Source organism: Arcobacter siniprincipis (SeqCode) (assembly GCF_048571125.1).
Lineage (GTDB): Bacteria > Campylobacterota > Campylobacteria > Campylobacterales > Arcobacteraceae > Arcobacter > Arcobacter siniprincipis.
This window is the reverse complement of sequence record NZ_CP182343.1, coordinates 2287361-2308106: the sequence shown is the minus strand read 5'-3', so window position 1 is coordinate 2308106 and position 20746 is coordinate 2287361. Positions and strand designations below refer to the sequence as shown.

Annotated in this window: 17 protein-coding genes; 10 read left to right on the top strand and 7 right to left on the bottom strand. The window is 28.5% G+C overall.

Translation table 11 applies throughout. From position 1 onward, the window contains the following. Positions 1-9: 9 nt before the first annotated feature. A complete protein-coding gene (locus ACNI3D_RS11665) occupies positions 10-339 on the bottom strand; it encodes a hypothetical protein (RefSeq protein WP_419767133.1) in 330 nt (109 codons plus the stop codon). Positions 340-342: 3 nt separating this feature from the next. Then, positions 343-1614, bottom strand: a complete 1272-nt coding sequence (locus ACNI3D_RS11660; RefSeq protein ID WP_419768995.1) for a DEAD/DEAH box helicase — start codon at positions 1612-1614, stop codon at positions 343-345. 138 nt (positions 1615-1752) lie between these two features. Here ACNI3D_RS11660 and ACNI3D_RS11655 point away from each other — a divergent pair, with 138 nt between their 5' ends. Both ACNI3D_RS11655 and ACNI3D_RS11650 read left to right on the top strand, forming a co-directional pair. After that, entirely contained in the window at positions 1753-2628 is an 876-nt protein-coding gene (locus ACNI3D_RS11655; RefSeq protein ID WP_129100698.1) for a radical SAM/SPASM domain-containing protein, read from the top strand. Positions 2629-2637: 9 nt separating this feature from the next. After that, the gene (locus ACNI3D_RS11650; protein WP_419767132.1) at positions 2638-3423 is read left to right on the top strand and encodes an EI24 domain-containing protein; all 786 of its coding nucleotides are present in this window, start codon (positions 2638-2640) and stop codon (positions 3421-3423) included. Here the strand turns inward: ACNI3D_RS11650 and ACNI3D_RS11645 are convergent. Beyond that, positions 3412-4095, bottom strand: a complete 684-nt coding sequence (locus tag ACNI3D_RS11645; RefSeq protein WP_129100696.1) for a response regulator transcription factor — start codon at positions 4093-4095, stop codon at positions 3412-3414. The genes ACNI3D_RS11650 and ACNI3D_RS11645 overlap by 12 nt on opposite strands. Positions 4096-4221: 126 nt before the next feature. Between ACNI3D_RS11645 and ACNI3D_RS11640 the strand changes: the two genes are divergently transcribed. Beyond that, entirely contained in the window at positions 4222-5706 is a 1485-nt protein-coding gene (locus tag ACNI3D_RS11640) for a cache domain-containing protein (protein ID WP_419767131.1), read from the top strand. A gap of 71 nt (positions 5707-5777) precedes the next feature. On the opposite strand, the gene ACNI3D_RS11635 is transcribed toward ACNI3D_RS11640, so the two are convergent. The 4 genes from ACNI3D_RS11635 to ACNI3D_RS11620 form a co-directional block, all read right to left on the bottom strand. Beyond that, positions 5778-7061, bottom strand: coding sequence for a TRAP transporter large permease (locus ACNI3D_RS11635; RefSeq protein ID WP_129100695.1), 1284 nt, complete (start codon positions 7059-7061; stop codon positions 5778-5780). Then, a complete protein-coding gene (locus tag ACNI3D_RS11630) occupies positions 7058-7684 on the bottom strand; it encodes a TRAP transporter small permease (RefSeq protein ID WP_419767130.1) in 627 nt (208 codons plus the stop codon). Before ACNI3D_RS11630 ends, ACNI3D_RS11635 begins: the two co-directional genes overlap by 4 nt. 12 nt (positions 7685-7696) lie before the next feature. Beyond that, positions 7697-8752 (bottom strand): TRAP transporter substrate-binding protein, encoded by a 1056-nt coding sequence (locus ACNI3D_RS11625; RefSeq protein ID WP_129100693.1) that lies wholly within the window; start codon positions 8750-8752, stop codon positions 7697-7699. Positions 8753-8912: 160 nt separating this feature from the next. Continuing rightward, the gene (locus ACNI3D_RS11620) at positions 8913-9938 is read right to left on the bottom strand and encodes a TRAP transporter substrate-binding protein (protein ID WP_419767129.1); all 1026 of its coding nucleotides are present in this window, start codon (positions 9936-9938) and stop codon (positions 8913-8915) included. A 275-nt stretch (positions 9939-10213) separates the two neighbouring features. On the opposite strand from ACNI3D_RS11620, the gene gltB reads away from it, so the two are divergent. The 7 genes from gltB (at position 10214) to ACNI3D_RS11585 (ending at position 20739) form a co-directional block, all read left to right on the top strand. Then, positions 10214-14650, top strand: coding sequence for a glutamate synthase large subunit (gene gltB / locus ACNI3D_RS11615; RefSeq protein ID WP_419767128.1), 4437 nt, complete (start codon positions 10214-10216; stop codon positions 14648-14650). A gap of 1 nt (position 14651) precedes the next feature. Beyond that, positions 14652-16025 carry a glutamate synthase subunit beta gene (locus ACNI3D_RS11610; protein WP_419767127.1) on the top strand — a complete coding sequence of 458 codons (1374 nt, stop codon included), beginning with the start codon at positions 14652-14654 and terminating at the stop codon, positions 16023-16025. A 175-nt stretch (positions 16026-16200) separates the two neighbouring features. Next, positions 16201-16455 (top strand): YfhL family 4Fe-4S dicluster ferredoxin, encoded by a 255-nt coding sequence (locus ACNI3D_RS11605; protein WP_013136050.1) that lies wholly within the window; start codon positions 16201-16203, stop codon positions 16453-16455. Positions 16456-16458: 3 nt separating this feature from the next. Continuing rightward, positions 16459-17928, top strand: a complete 1470-nt coding sequence (locus ACNI3D_RS11600) for a Ppx/GppA phosphatase family protein (protein WP_419767126.1) — start codon at positions 16459-16461, stop codon at positions 17926-17928. Between the two features lie 3 nt (positions 17929-17931). Continuing rightward, positions 17932-18951, top strand: coding sequence for a lipopolysaccharide heptosyltransferase I (gene waaC, locus ACNI3D_RS11595; RefSeq protein ID WP_419767125.1), 1020 nt, complete (start codon positions 17932-17934; stop codon positions 18949-18951). Beyond that, positions 18935-19846 (top strand): lipid A biosynthesis lauroyl acyltransferase, encoded by a 912-nt coding sequence (locus tag ACNI3D_RS11590; RefSeq protein WP_419767124.1) that lies wholly within the window; start codon positions 18935-18937, stop codon positions 19844-19846. Before waaC ends, ACNI3D_RS11590 begins: the two co-directional genes overlap by 17 nt. 122 nt (positions 19847-19968) lie before the next feature. Then, positions 19969-20739, top strand: a complete 771-nt coding sequence (locus ACNI3D_RS11585) for a BUD32 family EKC/KEOPS complex subunit (protein WP_419767123.1) — start codon at positions 19969-19971, stop codon at positions 20737-20739. Positions 20740-20746 lie beyond the last annotated feature (7 nt).

Genomic DNA, 20746 nt, shown 5'->3' with positions numbered 1-20746 from the left:
AGTAAAATGCTATAAAGCATTTACTAATTCAACATCTAAGTATTTATCTATTTTTTCAATAAAATCTTCAAATGAAACAGTTCCTTTTTTATCAAAAAGTACAACCTCTTCACCAAAATCATTTTTGATATAATGGTTTTCACTAGCAGTTACTTTTTCATATAATTCCTGCATCTCATCACTTGCATCATCTTGGTTATGTAAAAACCAATTTACTGTAGTATCTTCTATTCTTATTAGTCCATAAGTGTTTGCTTCATCAACATAGTCTTGAATTGTTCCATTTTCAAAACTTGCACCTACTACTAAATCATTTTCATTTAAAATCATATCCATCATATCTTATCTCCCAAACGTCCTATTTGCGTCTCTTTTTGTTGTTTTTTTCTTTTTTGCTACTTTTTTTGGTAACTGAGCTTTGTCTTTAGGTTTTTTATTTTTATCTCTTAAACCTTTTTTCTGACTAAGTGATTGTGTTTTAAATCTTGCAACTCTTGGTTGTTTCTCATTTAGTTCATATTCATCGTGTGTAAGTTTTGGTATATTTATTATTAGCTCTTTTTCTATTTCAGCCATTTGTACATACTCTTTTACACATAATAGTGTTGTAGCAACTCCTGGGTTTCCAGCTCGTCCTGTTCTTCCTATTCTATGTGTATAATCAACTGTTGTTTCAGGTAACTCGAAATTCACTACATTTGGTAATAGTTCTATATCAATTCCCCTTGCTGCAATATCAGTTGCTACAAGTACTCTTAATGTTTTTGATTTAAACCCTTCTAAGGCTCTTGCTCGAACGGGTTGTTTTATATCTCCATGGATACAAGCTGTTTTTAGTCCATCTAAATTGAACTGTTTTGTTATCTCATCTGCTTTTAGTTTAGTATTTACGAATACTAAAACTTGTTCCCAATTTTCTGAACCAATTAGATATGATAAAAACTCTATTTTTTTATCTTCATCCATTAAATATATTTGTTGCTCAATTATATCTACACTTGATCGTTGTGAAGAAACTTCTATTACAACTGGTTTATGTAAAAACTCTTTTGCAAGTTTTTTAATATTTTGATTGATAGTTGCAGAGAACATTCCTATATGTCTTGTTTTTGCACATTCTGAGAAGATAAGTTCAATATCTTTTAAAAATCCCATTTCAAGCATAGTATCAGCTTCATCAAGAACTATATTATTTATACTTGATAAGTTTACAGATTTTGTTTTTATATGGTCAAGCAGTCTTCCTGGTGTTGCAACAAGTACATCAATTCCAGCATTTATTTTTCTAATTTGCTCTTTATGACTTAATCCCCCCACAACAATAGTCTGTTTTATGTCTAAATATCTTCCATAATGTGAGATACTTTTTTCTATTTGTTTTGCTAATTCTCGTGTAGGAACTAAAATCAAACTTCTAAGAACTCTTTTATTTGTAGAATCATTATCTTTTGTTTCAAAAAGTTTTTGTAAAATAGGAAGTACAAAGGCAGCAGTTTTACCTGTACCACTTTGTGCAGTTGCAATTACATCACTATTTTTAAGTAATACAGGTATTACTTTTTCTTGAACTTCAGTTGGTTTTTCATAACCTTCTTCTTCAAGAGCTTTTAAAATTTCTGAACAAAGTTTTATTGTGTTGAAAGTTTTGATAACTATTCCTTTTAGTTTTATATTTTAAAAGTGTGATTATATCAAATAGTGTATAATATCTCAATTGTATTGCTAAATCAATAATTAATTTAAAGGTAAAACATAAAAAAGTTTAAAAAAGTCCATATAGAAATAACTAATATTTGTAATTTAAAATGTTCATTTTGTCCTCCAAAAAACTTACCAAGTACAACAATGAGTTTAGATAAGTTTGAAAAGATAAATAGTGAACTTTCAAGTGTTACAAAAGAGTTAGCATACCATGTAGTTGGTGATCCATTAGTTGTATCAAATTTAAATCAATACTTGGACATAAGTAAAAAACATGGTTTAAAAGTCAATCTTACAACTACTGCATATAACTTAAAAGAAGAACAATTTGAAACATTGTGTAATAGTGCAATCAAACAAATAAATTTTTCAATTAATTCATATAATGGAAACTCTCATAAAAAGAGTTTAGATGAATATTTAACTCCTATTTTTGATTTTTGTAAATATGCCTTGGAAAAAGAAGTTGAATTTTTCATAAATTTGAGAATCTGGAATTTTGATGAAGAAAAAAGTGCAAAAGAGTTCAATAGAAAAGTTTTTGAAAAAGCTTTTGAATACTTTGATTTGACTTTAAATATTGATGAATTTTATGTGGCAAAACCAAAAAATATAAGAGTTGCAAGGAAGATATTTTTCAATTTTGACGATTATTTTGAGTGGCCAAGTTTGGAAAATGAATTTGTCTCTGATAAGGGCTTTTGTTATGGTTTGGACTCTCATTTTGGAATATTAGCAAATGGAACAGCTGTTCCATGCTGTTTGGATAAAGATGCCTGTATAGATTTAGGAAATGTTTTTGAAAATGGTTTGGAAAATATTTTAAAATCAAAAAGAGTACATGATATAAAAGATGGTTTTAAAAAAGGTATAGTTTTAGAAGAACTTTGCCAAAAATGTTCTTTTAGAACGAGATTTGATAAATAAGGATTTGGATTGAATGAAGTAGAATTGATAAAAAGAAGTTTAAAAGATTTTTTTACCCCTGGAATATTAAAAATTGCTATTATTCCTCTTTTGGTGACAGTTGTTGTTATGATTCTTATATTTATGGGTTTTGCAGATTATAGTCTCTCTTCACTTGACCAAGTGATTATTCAAGTACAAAATGGAGAAGAATTTACAGTTGATCCAAATGCTCCATTTTTTTATGTTTGGGTAGTCAATGTTTTAACTTTTCTTTTACACTATTCTGTAACTGCTTGGTTAGCTGGATTTTTACTTTTTACTGTAGGTACATTTTTTATATTGTTTTTTTCTATTTTTACAACTTTGATAATAATTGGATTTTTAACTCCTATGATTATAGAGACTTTACGAAAAAGGCATTATCCTGATTTAGTATTAAAAGGTCATGGCTCACTTATTTCTCCACTTTGGGTTGCTTTTAAAAGTTTAGTTGTGATGATGTTATTATTTATACTTTTTATTCCTTTGTATTTTATACCTTTAGTAAATATTATTGCTTTTAATTTACCTATTTACTACTTTTTTCATAAGCTTTTGAATTTTGATGTTACATCTACAATGTTGAGTTCTAGGGAATATTTTGAGATATATACTAGTAAAAAAAATCTATTTAGATTTAGAACTTTGATATTATATTTTATGTCAATGATACCTTTTATAGCACTTTTTTCTGCTGTATTTTTTATAGTATATTTATCAAATGGATATTTTATAGAGTTGAAAAAAATAAGACAAAATGGATTAGATATTTAATCTGTATCCTGTGCCTTGAATATTTTTTAATATATTTTTAGGGAGTTTTTTCCGTAAATTTTTGATAAATAGCCTTAGGGCATTTTGTGTCATAACCGAAGTCTCTTCCCAAAGAATATTTTCAATCTCATGGTAAGTGATGATTCTACCCTTTACTAAAAGCATTTTTAAAAAGATATTCTCTTTTTTTGTAAGTATAAACTCTTCACTTGGACCTTTTACTAATGCTTTACTCTCATCATAAACCCATAAAGGTATGAGGTTGAAAATAGTGCTATTTTCAAAACTATCTATAAAAGCTCTTAATGCAAGGCTTAGTTTCTCTTCTGTTATTGGTTTTACTATATATTTTACTAAATGAAGTTCTGTTGCATCTAAAAGATATTCTAAATCAGTATGTGCAGAAGTAATTATTACTCGCACCTTTGGATTAGATTCTCTGATTTTTTTGACTAGTTCGAGTCCTGTCATTTTTGGCATTTTAATATCTGTAATTATTAAGTCAGGTTTTTTCTCTAAGTATAGCTTATAAGCTTCCTCTCCATCTTTTGCTAGATATATGTTTTTAAACATACAATCAAGAATCTCAAAAATATTATTTTGAATACCAATTTCATCTTCGGCATAAAGTAAAGTGAAACTTCTAAGTTGGTTTACTAGATTATAATCCATAGGATACCTTGTAATAAAAGATATGTTAAAATATATAATTAAAAAAATGGAGTAAATTTGCGTTTTGTAACCGAAAAAAACATATCCAGAATAATCATATATATATTTATAGTTATTATGACAACTATGATAACTCTTATATCATATTTTTATGTAAAAAATACTTACGCTGACTTTGATATGGAGTTAAATAAGTTTGTTCATGATTACTATTCACATCAAAAAGCTCTTCTAAAAAAAGAGATAAATGTTGTAATTGATATTATAAATTACAATGCTACGAAAAGCGGTAGCACAGAAGAAGAATTAAAAGAAGAGACAATAAGACTTTTAAATAATATTTCCTTTGAAAGGGAAAGAAGTAATTATATTTTTGTATATGAAATTTTGGATTTTAATGGGGGTGATAAGTTTGCAAAACTATTAGTCAATCCAAATAGATTGGATATTGTAGGAACAGTTATTTCAGCAAATTATGAAGATGCAAATGGAAAGAAATTTAGACAAGATTTTTTAAATGATATAAAGGTTAAAGGGGAATCTTTTACCCAATATGTATATAAAAAATTCTCTTCTGATCAAGTAAGACAAAAAATTACCTATTTTAAACTTTATCCAACTTGGAATTGGGTTATAGCTGTTGGAGTTTATACCGATGACATTGAAAAAGATATTGCTAAGAAAAAAGAAGATTTAAAAAGTAGGGTTAAAACTCAAATAATACAAACTGTATTATTATTTGTACTATTTTTATCTATAGGAATTGTTTTAACTATACTTCTAAGTGAAAGAATTGATGACTTTTTTAAAGAGTATAGGGAAAAAGTGAAAGCAAAATCTGATGCACTAATTGAGTTGAATGAGACTTTAGAAAAAAGAGTTTCTGATGAGTTAGAAAAAAATAGAGAGCATGAACAATTACTTGTGCAAAAATCTAAGTTTATTGCTTTGGGTGAAATGATATCAAATATTGCTCACCAATGGAGACAACCACTATCTGAACTCTCTTCAATATTTATGAACATAAAATTTAAACATGGTATGGATAAATTAGATAAAGAAACAATGGATAAAAAATCTAAAGAAGCAGAAGTTGTATTGGATTATATGTCTCATACTATTGATGACTTTAGAAATTTCTTTATGCCAACAAAAGATAAAGAAGAGTTTTATTTAAAAGATGCAATCAATTCAGTTATGACCATAATATCATCAGCCTTGAAATATAATAACATAAATGTTCAAATCGATGTAGGAGATGATTTAAAATTAAATACATTTCTCAACGAATACGAACAAGTATTATTAAATATAATTTCAAATGCAAAAGATGTTTTAATCCAAAATAATATTGAAAATCCAATTATTAAAATCTATGCTGAAGAACAGGGTGATTATGTTCTTTTGTATATAGAAGATAATGGTGGTGGCGTAAAAGTTAATCCAAAAAGTAAAATATTTGAACCTTATTTTACAACTAAAAGTGATAGTGATGGAACAGGTATTGGTCTATATATGTCAAAAATAATTATTGACAAAAATATGAAAGGTAAACTAAGAGTTCGTAATACAAAAAATGGTGCAAAATTTGTAATTACTGTTCCTAAATAATTAAGAAAATATTCACATAAAAAAAGGGATAGAAAAGTTTCTATCCCTTTTTTGTTTTATTGAATTATTTATCATCCACCATACATCAAATTTGGTAAGAATAGGGCAATTTCTGGTATATAAGTAACCAGCATTAGTCCTACAAAGATAGTCAATGTCCAAGGTAAAGTGGCAACTATAACATCTTTTATAGACATTCCTGTAAGTCCTGATGTAACAAATAAGTTTAAACCAACAGGTGGAGAAACCATTCCAAGCTCCATATTGATAGTAATAACAATACCAAAGTGAATAGGATCAATTCCAAGTGCAACAGCAACTGGAAGTAATAAAGGTACCATAATCATAATAATTGCACTAGGTTCCATAAATGACCCAGCGATAATTAAAAGAACATTCACCATAAGTAAGAACATATATTTATCAACATTTGCTTCAACTAATGCATTTGTAATCATTTGTGGAATATTCTCAATAGTTAAGAAGTGAGCAAATAACATTGCATTTGCAATAATAAACATAATCATTGCAGTTGTTTTAGCTGATTCTAGTGTTGTTGTATAAAATTCAGATAATTTAATATCTTTATAAATAAATACAGAAATAAAGAATGCCCAAACAGCAGCAACAGCAGCAGCTTCAGTTGGAGTAAAAATACCACCATAGATACCACCTATTACAATAACAATTGTCATAAGTCCCCATGATGCATCTTTCATTTTTGCAAGTCTTACTTTAAAAGGCTGAGGTTCTTCTCTTTGAAATCCTAATCTAACAGCTCCTATATATGTAACAACCATAAGCATGATTCCTAATAGAATACCGGGAACAACACCTGCCATAAAAAGTCTTCCAATTGAAACTTCAGCTGTAACACCATATACGATTAATACAATTGAAGGTGGAATTAAAATACCTAAACTTCCAGCAGTTGCAATAGTACCAACAGCATACTTTTTAGGGTAACCAGCTTGCATAATAGCACCAAACATAATAGAACCAATAGCAACAACAGTTGCAGGAGAAGAACCAGAAACAGCAGCAAAAATTATAGATGCGAAAATAGCTGAAATAGGTAATCCACCTGGTAAGTGCCCTACAATTGACTTAGCAAATTCAATAATTCTCTGCGCGGCACTTCCCTTACTCAGTAAGTTACCAGCTAGAATAAACATTGGAATTGCCATAAGTGAATAATGATCAACTTTCTCGAACATCATTGAAGAAACTTCAATAGGTGATATTGGAGTAAATAACATCATTGTAGTAAATGTAGCAGCCCCTAAACAAATAGCAATTGGAGCTCCAATAAGTACTAAAAAGAAAAATATTCCAAATAATACAGCTATACTCATAGCATTCCTCCTGTTTTCTTTTCAACTTCTTTAACCATCTCATTTAGATGTTTAACATTTTCATTATCTTTATGCTCTTTAGCACCCATTCCCATACCTGCTAAAACTTGTTCAGCTTCACTCTCTTTTAATATATTTTCATGATTTGTTGATAAAATTGCGTGAATTCTTTCTGCAACTCTAAAAGCTCCAAAAAGAAATGAAACTGGAATAACTAAATAAACTATCCACATAGGAAGATTCCATAAATCAATTGATCTTTCATCTAAAGGATAAACTACTTGAGTTATGTATTGAAGTCCATAATAAGAAACAGCAATTAAAAATACTAATGTAACTAGATGAGAAATAAGTAGCATTCCTTTTGCAACTTTTGAAGGCATACTATCTAAAAGAATAGTAACTGCAATATGTGCATCTTTTTTAAAGCAATAAGCTGCTCCAAAAAAAGCACTCCATAATAATAAATCGACACTTAATTCTGTTGCCCAAGTTAATGATGCATCAAAAACATATCTTGCTACAACATTAACAAATGCAATAGAAACTCCAATAATCATACCAAATACAGCTATTTTTTGGTTAATGTGACCTATTGCTTTACTTAGAAGTCTTATTATCATAATATCTCCATTTTATTTTGTATTAAGAGCATCATTAATTAAATCTTCACCTATTAAATCTTTATCATAAAATTCAGGGTAGATTTTACTAACAGCTTCTTTCCAAGCAGCTCTTTGTTCAGGACTTAATTCGAATATTTCAAGTTTTCCAGTCGTTTTTGCATACTCTTTAATTTTTTCAAATTGAGAATTATTTAATTCTTGAGCATATTCTCTTTCTTTAATTGTAGCCTCATTCATAGCTTGAACAACATTTTTTTGTAAATCTTCAGGTAATGATTCCCAGAACTTTTTAGACATTACAACTAAATAACCTAGGTACCCATGATTTGAAACAGTTAGATATTTTTGTACTTCATGGAATTTTTTAGTCCAAATGTTTGAAAATGGATTTTCAGCACCATCAATAACACCTTGTTGTAAACCAGAATAAACTTCAGAGAAAGGCATCATTTGTGGATTTGCACCAACTGCTTTAAATTGTGCTTCTAAAACTTTAGAAGACATGATTCTAAATTTTTGACCTTCTGCATCTTTTGGCATGATTATTGGTACTTTTGATGAAGAAAATTGTTTAAATCCATTATCCCAAAAGTTTAATGCAATGTAGCCTTTATCATCAATCATTTGTTTTAATTTTTGACCTACACTTCCGTCTTGAACTCTATGTAATTGGTCAATATCATTAAATAAAAATGGTAAATCAAATAGTGCTAGTTGAGGAACAATTTTACCAAACTTAGAAAAAGATGGTGCTGCCATTTGAACAGAATTTAAAGTTAAAGCTTTTAGAACTGCATTATCTTTATAAAGTTGAGAAGAGGGATAAACTTGAACATCAATTTTACCACCAGAAAGCTCTTCTAGTCTTTTTTCAAAAAAATCGGCCGCTTTTCCTTTTGGTGTATTCGCACTTACAACATGTGAAAATTTAAGTGTATATTCAGGTCCAGCATTTTCAGTTTTTGAAGAAGGCTTTTTATCTTCTACTTTTGTATCTCCACAACCAGTAAATAATAGTGAACCAAGAGTTGCACTAATTATTAAACTTTTTATAGTGATTTTCATATATTTCTCCTTTTGTGATTATCATTAATTATAATAAAATATTATGTATATCTTATGTCTTTTCGTGTATAAATTTATAAATTTTTTGAATATTATTTTGAATTTTGAGGTGTCTATATCATCGGTAAAACCGACGATATAAAAGTGTTGAAGATAAAAATTATTTAGTGTTAAGAGCACCTTCAATTAAATCTTTACCAATTAAATTTTTATCATAAAATTCAGGGTAGATTTTACTAACAGCTTTTTTCCAAGCAGCTCTTTGTTCAGGAGTTAATTCATAAATTTCAAGTTTTCCAGTTGTTTTTGCATATTCTTTAATTTTTTCAAATTGAGAATCATTTAATTCTTGAGCATACTCTCTTTCTTTTTGCGTAGCTTCATTCATTGCTTGAACAACATTTTTTTGTAAATCTTCAGGTAATGATTTCCAGAATTTTTTAGACATTACAACTAAATAACCTAGGTACCCATGGTTTGAAACAGTTAGATATTTTTGTACTTCATGGAATTTTTTAGTCCAAATGTTTGAAAATGGATTTTCAGCACCATCAATAACACCTTGTTGTAAACCAGAATAAACTTCAGAGAAAGGCATCATTTGTGGATTTGCACCAACTGCTTTAAATTGTGCTTCTAAAACTTTAGAAGACATGATTCTAAATTTTTGACCTTCTGCATCTTTTGGCATAATAAGTGGTTTTTCAGATGAAGATAATTGTTTGAATCCATTATCCCAAAAGTTTAAAGCTACGAAACCTTTTGCAGTTACTAATCCTTTTAATTTTTCACCAACTGGTCCATCTTGAACTCTATGTAATTGATCAATGTCATTAAATAAAAATGGTAAATCAAATAGTGCTAGTTGAGGAACAATTTTACCAAACTTAGAAAAAGATGGTGCTGCCATTTGAACAGAGTCTAAAGTTAAGGCTTTAAGAACAGCACTATCATTGTAAAGTTGAGAAGAAGGATAAACTTGAACATCAATTTTACCACCAGAAAGTTCTTCTAATCTTTTTTCAAAAAAATCGGCCGCTTTTCCTTTTGGTGTATTTGCACTTACAACATGTGAAAATTTAAGTGTATAGTCTGCTGCCATACCTGAAGTCATTAATAAAGCACTTGCTACTGCTCCCATTACAAATTTTTTACCTGTAAACAGGATTCCATTGCTTTTCATCATTTTATCTCCTTAGTTATGTGTTAAAAAAAGTATAATTAAATATTATGTCAAAGTTATGTACTTTTATGCAAAAATTAAAGAAATTTTAAGCTTGCGTAGCATTAAAATAGCATTTTGCTTTTTTGTAATTGTAATAAATAATTTCAAATATCTAATTCGTACTACCTTAAGTAGTGCTAAAAACAAGCTAATATATTAACCCTTTTTTAAATAAAGACAAGGTATACTCCCTCTCTTTTATGGAATATAAATAAAAAATTTTAAAAGGACAGTTAATGGGTTGTAATTTAGATTTACTTACATCTTTTAAAGATAACTGTGGTTTTGGTCTATTAGCGGATTTAAAAAAAAGACCAAGTCATAGTAACTTAGAAGATGCTATTCATTCACTAGAGCGAATGATGCACAGAGGTGCAGTGGCAGCTGATGGTAAAACTGGAGATGGATCTGGTTTATTATTATCAATGCCTGACAAATTTATGAGAAAAATTGCCTTTCACGAAGGAATAGATTTACCTGAAACATATGCTGTAGCTATGATATTTACAAGTGAAGATTCAGAATTAGAAACATTTATAGAATTTTGTGAAAAAAATGATTTAAAAGTATTATTGACTAGAAAAGTTCCTGTTGATACTGAAGCCCTTGGAGAACAAGCTTTATTAAGTTTACCAAATATTGTACAAGTATTTGTTAGACCAAATAGTTTAATGTCATCAAAAAGATTTGAGGCAATGTTATACCTTACTAGAAAAGAGTGTGAACATAAATTAAAAGATAATAAAGATTTTTATATTCCAACATTTTCATCAAAAGTAATTGCTTATAAAGGGCTTATTATGCCTACTCATATTAAGCATTTTTATATTGATTTAAGAGATGAAGATTTTCAAATTTCATTTGCCTTATTTCATCAACGATTTTCAACAAATACTCTTCCAAAATGGAAGTTAGCTCAACCCTTTAGAGCAATAGCTCATAATGGTGAAATTAACTCTGTAGAAGCAAATAGATTTAATGTAGAAGTAAAATCAGAATTAGTAAAATCAGAAATATTTAGTGATGAGGAAATACAAAGAATCTTACCTATTTTACAAACAGGATCATCTGACTCCGCATCTTTAGATAATATGTTCGAATTTTTGATTGCTAATGGAGTAGATTTTTTCAAAGCTGCAAGAAGTTTAGTACCTGCTCCTTGGCAAAATGCACCACAAATGGATTCTGATTTAAGAGCATTTTATGAATACAGATCTACTTCAATGGAAGCTTGGGATGGTCCAGCTGCAATATCTTTAACAGATGGTAGACATATTGGTTGTTTGATAGATAGAAATGGATTAAGACCAGCAAAATATGTAATTACAAAAAACCATAAGATTTATATTACATCAGAATATGGTACTTTAGAAATTGATGAAAACAATATTTTAGAACGAGGTAGATTACAGTCAGGTCAAATGATTGGATTAGACCTTAACCATGGGAAGATACTAAAAGAAGAAGACATAAATAATTATTTAAAATCTTCTCAAAATTATGTACAATGGTTAACAAAAGATATGGAATATCTTCAAGAGTATATTGATGAGTCTTTTTTAGATACTAGCGATTATAAAGTTAAAGATATCGAGACAAAACAAAAATATTTTAATATTACATATGAAGTATTAGACCAAGTTCTTGAACCTATGGCAAAAGAGGGTAAAGAACCAGTTGGATCTATGGGTGATGATACGCCAATGGCATGTTTTTCAAAGGTAAATAGAAATTTCACGGATTATTTTAGACAAAAATTTGCACAAGTTACAAACCCTCCAATTGACCCATATAGAGAAAAAGTTGTGATGTCATTAGAAACAGGATTTGGACCTATTTATAACATCTTAGATGAAAAACCTGAGTACGCAAAAAGATTAAAAGTTGTAAGTCCTATTTTAATGAAAGAAAAATATGATGTATTAAGATCTTTTGGAGATAGTACAAATCCAAGATATAATTCACAATATAAAAATAAAGTTTTCTCAACTACTTTTAAAACTGATTTAAAAGCCTCATTAGAAGCTTTATCACAAAAAGTTATTAAATCAGTTAACGAAGATAATATAACAGTAATAATTTTAGATGATAGAAAAGGTTCTAAAGACAATAAAATTATGCCTGCTGCTATGGTTGTGGGATACTTAAATAAAAAACTTTTAGAAGTTGGTATTAGACATCAAGTATCATTAGTAGCAGTAACTGGTGAAGTTTATGATCCTCATATGGCAGCTGTTCTTTTAGCTTATGGTGTTACAGCTATTTACCCATATATGATGTACGGTTCAGTTGTTTCGTTATTTAGTAGAAATGAAATTTCAAAATATGAAATGCAAGCTTTACTTAAAAATACTCTAAAATCAATAAATGCTGGATTACTAAAAATCATGTCTAAAATGGGTATTTGTACAGTAGCTTCATATAGAAACTCAACGCTATTTGATGTAATTGGACTAAGTGATGAGATTATTAATGATTGTTTTCATGGGAGTCATTCTGATTTAGCAGGTTTAGGTTATGCCGATATTGAAGAAAGAATTGAAAAAATTCATTTTAATGCATACTGTGATGATACTTATATGTTCCCATTAAATCTAGGTGGATTTTATAAGTATATTAATGGTGGTGAATATCATGATTATGGTCCAGCAACTACAAATGCTATGCATAATAAAAAAGCAAAAGATAAAGAAGATATTACAGATTTTGACACTTTAAGAACTCTTGTAGAAACAAGAGATAAAAAATTCATTAGAGATTTTTTTGAATTTAATTCAGATAGAAAAGCAATTGATATTAGTGAAGTTGAATCTTTAGAAGATATTTTCAAAAGATTTGCAACAGCTGCTATGTCTTTGGGTTCTATTTCTCCTGAAGCTCACGAAGCAATGGCAACAGCTATGAATACTATTGGTGGTATGAGTAACTCAGGTGAGGGTGGTGAAGACCAAAAAAGATTTGGAACAATCAAAAACTCTAAAATCAAACAAGTTGCTTCTGGAAGATTTGGTGTAACACCAGGTTATCTAAGAAGTGCCCAAGAGATTCAAATCAAAGTTGCACAAGGAGCAAAACCAGGTGAAGGTGGACAGTTACCTGGTCACAAAGTTACTCCCCTGATTGCAAGTTTAAGACATACGGTTGAGGGTGTTACACTTATTTCTCCACCACCACATCATGATATTTATTCTATTGAAGATTTAGCTCAATTAATTTTTGATTTAAAACAAATCAATCCAGAAGCAAAAATCACAGTTAAGTTAGTATCAACTATTGGTGTTGGAACAATTGCAGCAGGTGTTGCAAAAGCATATGCTGATAGAATTGTTATCTCAGGTGCAGATGGTGGTACAGGAGCTGCTCCTTTAACATCTATTAAGCACACAGGTAATCCTTGGGAAATGGGTCTTTCAGAAGCTCACAATGCCTTAAAAGCAAATCATTTAAGAGAATTTGTACATGTACAAACTGATGGTGGCTTAAAAACAGGACTTGATGTTGTAAAAGCTGCAATGCTTGGTGCTGAATCTTATGCCTTTGGAACAGCTGCACTTACACTTTTAGGTTGTAAGATTTTAAGAATTTGTCATACAAATAAATGTTCTGTTGGAGTTGCTACTCAAGATGAAGATTTAAGAGAATTTTTTACGGGTACAGTTGATAGACTTATCTCTTACTTTACATTTATTGGTGAAGATGTTAGAAAGATACTTGCATCGTTGGGATACAAAACTATCGAAGAGATTGTTGGAAGAAGTGACTTATTAAAAGTAATTGATGATGAGTTTGCCCAAAAATTTGATTTCCAAAATGTATTAAGAAGAATAGATGGAATTGATACCTGTCAAAAGTTGAGAAATGAACCATATGATAAAAATGAGTTTGAAAAAGCATTATTAAAAAAAGTTCATAGAACAATAGAAAACCCTAAAATGCCAATTAAGGTTAAAGAGACTATTTGTAACTTAAATAGATCATTTGGTACTTTAATTTCTGGTGAAATTGCAAAATATTATGGAGATAAAGGTCTACCCGATAACTCTATAAATTTTGAGTTAAATGGAATAGCAGGACAATCTTTTGGAGCATTATTATCAAAAGGAATGAATTTAAGTCTTTATGGTGCAGCAAATGATTATGTTGGTAAAGGTATGAATGGTGGTAAAATCATTGTAAATACTCCTCACCAAGGTCCAGAATTCGCAGGTGCAGGTAATACATGTCTATATGGGGCAACTGGTGGAAAACTTTATGTAAGAGCAGCAGTTGGTGAACGATTTGCTGTTAGAAATTCAGGTGCAATTGCAGTTGTTGAAGGAACTGGAGATAATGCTTGTGAATATATGACTGGTGGTATTGTTGTAATTTTAGGTGATACAGGTATTAATTTTGGAGCTGGTATGACTGGTGGATTGTCTTTTATTTATGACCCTGAAAAATCTTTTATTGATAAAATGAATCAAGAATTAATAGAAGCTGTTAGAATTGATACAGATGATACGGAGAGAGAAAGACTATATTTAAAAAGATTATTAATGGATTATTTTAATGAAACAGAATCAGAAAGAGCAGCTTTAATATTAGATAATTTTAGACCACAAATAAGAAACTTTTGGATGGTAAAACCAAAAAATATGACAGTTCTACCATTAGATCCGGATAAGGGAGATTAAGATGTTAAACTTTACTAAATTTGAAAGAATAAGTCCTGAAAAAAGAGATGTTCTACAAAGATTAAAAGATTTTGGTGAGATATATGAAGTTTTTAGTAATGGAAGAGCAAAAGAACAAGCTGATAGATGTATGCAATGTGGTGACCCGTATTGTCATACTGGATGTCCTTTAGGAAACTATATTCCTGCATGGTTAAAACAAACAGCAAATAAAAATTTAGATTTAGCATTTGCTTTATCTAATGAAACATCTCCTTTCCCTGAAATTTTAGGAAGAATCTGTCCTCAAGATGTTTTATGTGAAGGTGCCTGTTCTTTAAATACTGGACATGGAGCTATTTCAATAGGAGCTATTGAAACTCATATTAGTGAAAAAGCTTTTGAGAAAGGGATGGAACCAAAATATCCAGGAATAAATAGTGATAAAAAAGTTGCAATTATTGGTTCAGGACCAAGTGGTTTATCAGCAGCTACTTTTTTACTAAGACGAGGTATTCAAGTTGAGCTTTTTGAGAGATCTGATAGAGCAGGTGGACTTTTAACTTATGGAATTCCAGGATTTAAACTTGATAAAACTGTAGTTCAAAGAAGAGTTGAATGGTTAATAAAAGCTGGAATGAAATTACATTTAAATTGTGAAATAGGAAAAGATAAATCTGCAAAAGATTTAGAAGAAGAATTTGATGCAATTTATCTTGGAATTGGTTCAACTTTAGGTAACTATACTGGTATTGATGGTGAAAAATCTTCAAATGTACATTTAGCAATGGAATTCTTAACAGCTGTTCAAAAAAGAAATTTTGGGAAGACAACTGAAAACTTTATTGATGTAAGTGGGAAAGATGTAATTGTAATTGGTGGTGGTGATACTGCTATGGACTGTGTACGAACTTCTGTAAGAGAAGGTGCAAGAACAGTTAAGTGTCTTTACAGAAGAGATGAAGCAAATATGCCTGGTTCTAAAAAAGAAGTTGTAAATGCAAAAGAAGAGGGTGTAGAATATGTATTTAATGTTTCTCCTAAATCTTTTGTTGTGGAAGATGGGAATGCTGTTAAAATTGAATTATTAACTACTTCTATGAGTGAACCAGATGGCTCAGGAAGACAAAAAGTTGTAATTAATGAAGGAAGTGAATATTTTGAAGAGGCTGATGTTATAATTTTAGCTTTAGGATTCAAGCCAGAAGTTCCAACATTCTTGAAAGATTTAAAAATAAAAACTAATTCATGGGGTGGAGTAGAAACAGATAACTATATCACTTCTAATAAAAAAGTTTATGCCGGTGGAGATTGTCAACGAGGAGCTCACTTAGCTGTAACTGCCTCACTTGATGGAAGAGAAGCTGCAAAAATAATTCTTTCTAAGCTTTTATAAAAAGAAGAGTATTTTATACTCTTCTTTTTAATAAAAATAAAATTTATACCTTTAAATATCGTTAAATTTCTTATTTTTAGCAAAACTGTTATAAAAGTTAGTCTGAATAAAGAAATTTTTAATAAATATTAGGTTATAACTCCATAATTTAATTTTAAAAAATAGGAATTTAAGTATGTCTTTAATAATCACAGATGAATGTATCGCTTGCGATGCATGTAGAGAAGAATGTCCTAACATGGCAATTGAAGAGGGTGATCCAATTTATATAATAGATTCTGACAGATGTACTGAATGTGTAGGTCATTATGAAGAGCCTGCGTGTGTTGAAGTTTGTCCTGTTGACTGTATTATAGTTGACCCAGATAACCAAGAAACTATGGAAGAATTGAGATTTAAGTATAATCAACTACAGGAAGAAGAGGTATAACAAATGGCTAAGATTACAACTGTTATAGACATTGGGTCTAACTCAATGCGTATGGTTGTGATGCAAAAAAGTAGCCGTTTCGCTTTTCATCTTGTAAACGAAACAAAAGCAAGAGTTAAAATCTCTGAAGGCTCGTATGAAAATGGTGGGAATTTACAAGAAATTCCCATGGAAAGAGCTTTTAACTCTTTAAAATCCTTCTTAAATATCTCAAAATCTTTAAAATCTAGAAAAATCTTTTGTGTAGCAACTTCTGCTATGAGAGATGCTCCCAATTCAAAAATCTTTGTAAATAGAGTAAAAAATGAATTAGGCCTAGATATTAAAGTAATTGATGGTACAAAAGAAGCATATTTTGGTGGAGTTGCTGCTTTAAATTTAATAAAAGCAGATGATTTTGTAACTGTGGATATTGGTGGGGGATCGACCGAATTTGCAATAGTTAAAAATAAAAATATAGAGCATGTTTTATCTTTAGATATTGGAACAGTTAGGTTAGGGGAACTGTTTTTTTCTAAAGGAGATATGGAAGGTGCTAAAAAATATATTTTAAATAAACTAGAAGAACTCAAATCTTGTGGATATGAAATACCAAGTACTGTAATAGGTATTGGTGGAAGTATAAGAGCTTTGAGTAAAGTTATTATGAAAAAAAATTATTATCCTTTAGATGTTCTTCATGGCTTTAAATATAATGTAAATTCAAATATAGATTTATTTGAAGCTATATTTAACTCAAAAAATAATAATACTTTGAAACTCTTAGGTATAAAAAAAGATAGATATGACACAATAAAAGAGGGAACTTTTATCTTCTCTACTATTTTAAATGAGTTAAATATACAAGAAGTTATAACATCTGGAGCAGGTGTTAGAGAAGGCGTTTATTTAACTGATTTATTAAGAAACTCTAATTGTAAATTCCCAAATAATTTTAATGTAAGTGTTCGAAGTCTGCTTGATAGATTTCAAGTTGATGAAAAAACAAGTGCGTATAATGGTGCAAATGCAAGAAAAATATTTGATGTGTTAAAACCAATTCATCAACTAGATGATAAATATAGAACTCTGTTAGTAATTGCCTCAAAACTGCACTCTATTGGAAATAGTCTGAATTTTTATAAAGGGAATGATAGTACAGCTGATTTTATATTAAATGGCTTGAATTATGATTTTCTACATAGTTCTAGAGTTACAGTTGCTCATATTATAAAATTCTCAAAAAAATCATTACCAATGCAAAGAGATATAATCAGACATAAAATGCTTCTACCTCCTTTGGAAACCATGCAATGGCTATCTTTTATGATATCTTTGAATCTTCTAATTAATAACGACCTATCAGCACCAAAAGTAGAGTATAACTTAAAAGATAGTAAACTATGTATTGATATGGAAAGTGATATTTATCTAGTCAAAAGTGAAATAGATAAATTACAAATGCCAAAGGGCATAAAAATTAAAATAAAGTAGTTTATGAATCAAATTAAGAAGCTTGCAATTGTAAAGCTATCTGCAATGGGTGATATTATTCATGCCATGGTTGCTTTACAATATATAAAAAAGAATTATCCAAATATTTTAATTGATTGGTTTGTAGAAGAGAGTTTTTCTCAAGTTTTAGACAACAACCCACACATAGATAATATTTATAAACTAAATTTAAAATCAATCAAAAAGAATAAACTAGAAATATTTAATCAAATAAAATTAATAAAAAGTTATTCTAAAAATAATTATGATTTAGTTATAGATGCACAAGGGTTGATTAAATCAGCAATAGTATCAAGGTTATTATCAAAAGATGTTGCTGGATTTGATAAAGAATCAATTAGAGAAAAAAGTGCTTCGTATTTTTATAATAAAAAAGTATCTATAGCTTATGAAAAAAATACAATTGATAGAAATGCAAAAGTAATATCAAATCCTTTAGGTTTTGATATTACTTCTAAAATGATATTAGAAAAAGACCCTTTTTTATTTTATGAGGATGAAAATAAAATAATCTATGACTATTTAAGTAATGATAAAAAGAATATTCTTTTTATCATTGGTGCTAGTTGGAAAAGTAAGATGTATTCTAAAGAAAAATTCGCTAAAATTGCTAATAATATAAATGAGAATTGTTTAATTGTTTGGGGAAGTGAAGAAGAAAAAAAGATTGCAGAATATATTGAAAGGCATTCATGTGCTCAAATAATGCCAAAGCTTGATTTGAATACTTTAAAAGCATTATTTAGTCATTCTCATCTAATCATAGGGAATGATACAGGACCTACACACATGGCATGGGCCTTAAATGTACCTTCAATTACCTTATTTGGTAATACACCTGGGTATAGAAATACATATGAAACAAAAATAAATAAAATTCTTGAGTCAAACTCAAAAGTTAACCCTCATAAATTAGATAAAAGTGATTTCTCAATTAAAGATGTAGATGAGAAATATATTGTTAAAGTAGCAAAGGAAATTCTTTATGAAGAGAAAGATTAAAGATTATTATAGATATGTTTTGTATAATATTTTTAAATTCATTATGTTATATACTCCAAAATTTTTAACAAAAATAATATTAATACTAATTGCAAAATTTGCATATAAATTTAATAAAGAACATATAAATATTGCAAAAGTAAATTTGGATTTAGTTTATGGTGAATCTATTTCAAAAGAGAAGAAAGAAGAGATTATTTTTACATCATATAAATCTTTACTTTTCAATATGTATGAATTTGTTGAGAATCAAGTAATATCAAAAGAAAAACTTTTAAAAAAAGCAAGTGTTAATAATGATGAAGTAATACTAGATGCGATTAAAGATAATAGAAAGATTATATATATAACTGCTCATTATGGAGGATGGGAAATAGCATTACCTTATGTTGCTTTAAAATATGGAAAATTAGCTGTAGTGAATAGAAAAATGGATAATCCTTATATGAATAAGATGTATGAAGAAGCAAGGGATAGAAATAATATTACAATGTTGGAAAAAAAAGTTGCAGCCAAAGGAATGTTAAAAGCATTTAAGGAAAAAAAATCAATTGCACTTGTAATCGATCAACACATGAAAGATGGCATTGAAATTGACTTTTTTGGTAAAAAAGTAATGGCAACAGATTCAACTGCAAGGATGGCTTTAAAATTTGATGCAATTATCATACCAATATTTTGTGTAATGAATGATTTTAGAGATTATACTTTAAAATTTGGTGATGCAATTGATTGCAAAAAGATTGACTTTAAAACTGATGATAAAATTAAAGAATTAACTCAAATGCAATCAGATTTAATTGAAAAACAAATATATGAATATCCACATTTATGGTTTTGGCAACATAAAAGATGGAAAAAATATTATAAAAATTTATATGATAGAAATAAATAATGAATAATAAATATATATTAAGTGGATTAAAAGATATTTTTGAAGTATGTGATTCCTTTAAATTTATAGTTCTAACTTTTTTATTATTTAATATTTTATTTATGGGTTATAGGTATTAAAAGATGTATCAAAATTTTAATGAAATCATTTTAAATGAGTATAAAAAAAGTTCTTCTGAAATTACTTCTTTTTTTTATAATGACAAAAAATATTGGCTAAAAAAAGCCAGAGCAACAAAATCTTCTTTGTCCCATAAAATTTATTATAAATTTTTTAAATTAGAATTAATTGTTCCTGTTGAAGAAAAAACTGCAAAAGATGCGTTAGTGTTTGAAACTAATAAATTAATTAAATTTAAAAATTTAGGAATAGAAGTTCCAACTATTATTTTTAAAAATGAAGAATTTTTTATACTAGAAGATACAGGTAAAAATATAAATTCATACATTAGAAAAAGAGATATAAAAAAAGAAAAAATGTATTATTTTATTGATAAAGTAATTTTGCATTTGTCAAAGATACATAATAATGGTGAGTTTCATGGTGGAGCACAAGCAAGAAATTTTACATATAAAGATAATGAAATTAATACAATTGATTTGGAAGATAGCTTTGATAAATCTATAGATATAAAACTTCTTCAATTTAGAGATTTTTTACTTTTCTTATTATCTTTAACAAAAACTAGAGCAAGTTTTGAACTTGATTATAATTATATTATTGAAAAGTACATATTTTTAACGAAAAACTATACTTTTAAAAACAAACTGAATAAACTTGCTTCTAAAATCTCATTTTTAATATATTTAAGTGATAAAAAGGTTATCAATAATATATTAGGTAGAGATGTAAAAAGTTTTTTTAAACTATTTAAAATCTTAAAAAATTTATAAAAGGCAA

What these genes read in the sequence shown, in the direction of transcription:
- ACNI3D_RS11665 (WP_419767133.1), bottom strand. Translation starts at nt 339, where the DNA reads ATGATGGATATGATTTTAAATGAAAATGATTTAGTAGTAGGTGCAAGT.
- ACNI3D_RS11645 (WP_129100696.1), bottom strand. Translation starts at nt 4,095, where the DNA reads ATGGATTATAATCTAGTAAACCAACTTAGAAGTTTCACTTTACTTTAT.
- ACNI3D_RS11640 (WP_419767131.1), top strand. Translation starts at nt 4,222, where the DNA reads ATGATAACTCTTATATCATATTTTTATGTAAAAAATACTTACGCTGAC.
- ACNI3D_RS11635 (WP_129100695.1), bottom strand. Translation starts at nt 7,061, where the DNA reads ATGAGTATAGCTGTATTATTTGGAATATTTTTCTTTTTAGTACTTATT.
- ACNI3D_RS11630 (WP_419767130.1), bottom strand. Translation starts at nt 7,684, where the DNA reads ATGATAATAAGACTTCTAAGTAAAGCAATAGGTCACATTAACCAAAAA.
- ACNI3D_RS11625 (WP_129100693.1), bottom strand. Translation starts at nt 8,752, where the DNA reads ATGAAAATCACTATAAAAAGTTTAATAATTAGTGCAACTCTTGGTTCA.
- ACNI3D_RS11620 (WP_419767129.1), bottom strand. Translation starts at nt 9,938, where the DNA reads ATGATGAAAAGCAATGGAATCCTGTTTACAGGTAAAAAATTTGTAATG.
- gltB (WP_419767128.1), top strand. Translation starts at nt 10,214, where the DNA reads ATGGGTTGTAATTTAGATTTACTTACATCTTTTAAAGATAACTGTGGT.
- ACNI3D_RS11610 (WP_419767127.1), top strand. Translation starts at nt 14,652, where the DNA reads ATGTTAAACTTTACTAAATTTGAAAGAATAAGTCCTGAAAAAAGAGAT.
- ACNI3D_RS11605 (WP_013136050.1), top strand. Translation starts at nt 16,201, where the DNA reads ATGTCTTTAATAATCACAGATGAATGTATCGCTTGCGATGCATGTAGA.
- ACNI3D_RS11600 (WP_419767126.1), top strand. Translation starts at nt 16,459, where the DNA reads ATGGCTAAGATTACAACTGTTATAGACATTGGGTCTAACTCAATGCGT.
- waaC (WP_419767125.1), top strand. Translation starts at nt 17,932, where the DNA reads ATGAATCAAATTAAGAAGCTTGCAATTGTAAAGCTATCTGCAATGGGT.
- ACNI3D_RS11590 (WP_419767124.1), top strand. Translation starts at nt 18,935, where the DNA reads ATGAAGAGAAAGATTAAAGATTATTATAGATATGTTTTGTATAATATT.
- ACNI3D_RS11585 (WP_419767123.1), top strand. Translation starts at nt 19,969, where the DNA reads ATGTATCAAAATTTTAATGAAATCATTTTAAATGAGTATAAAAAAAGT.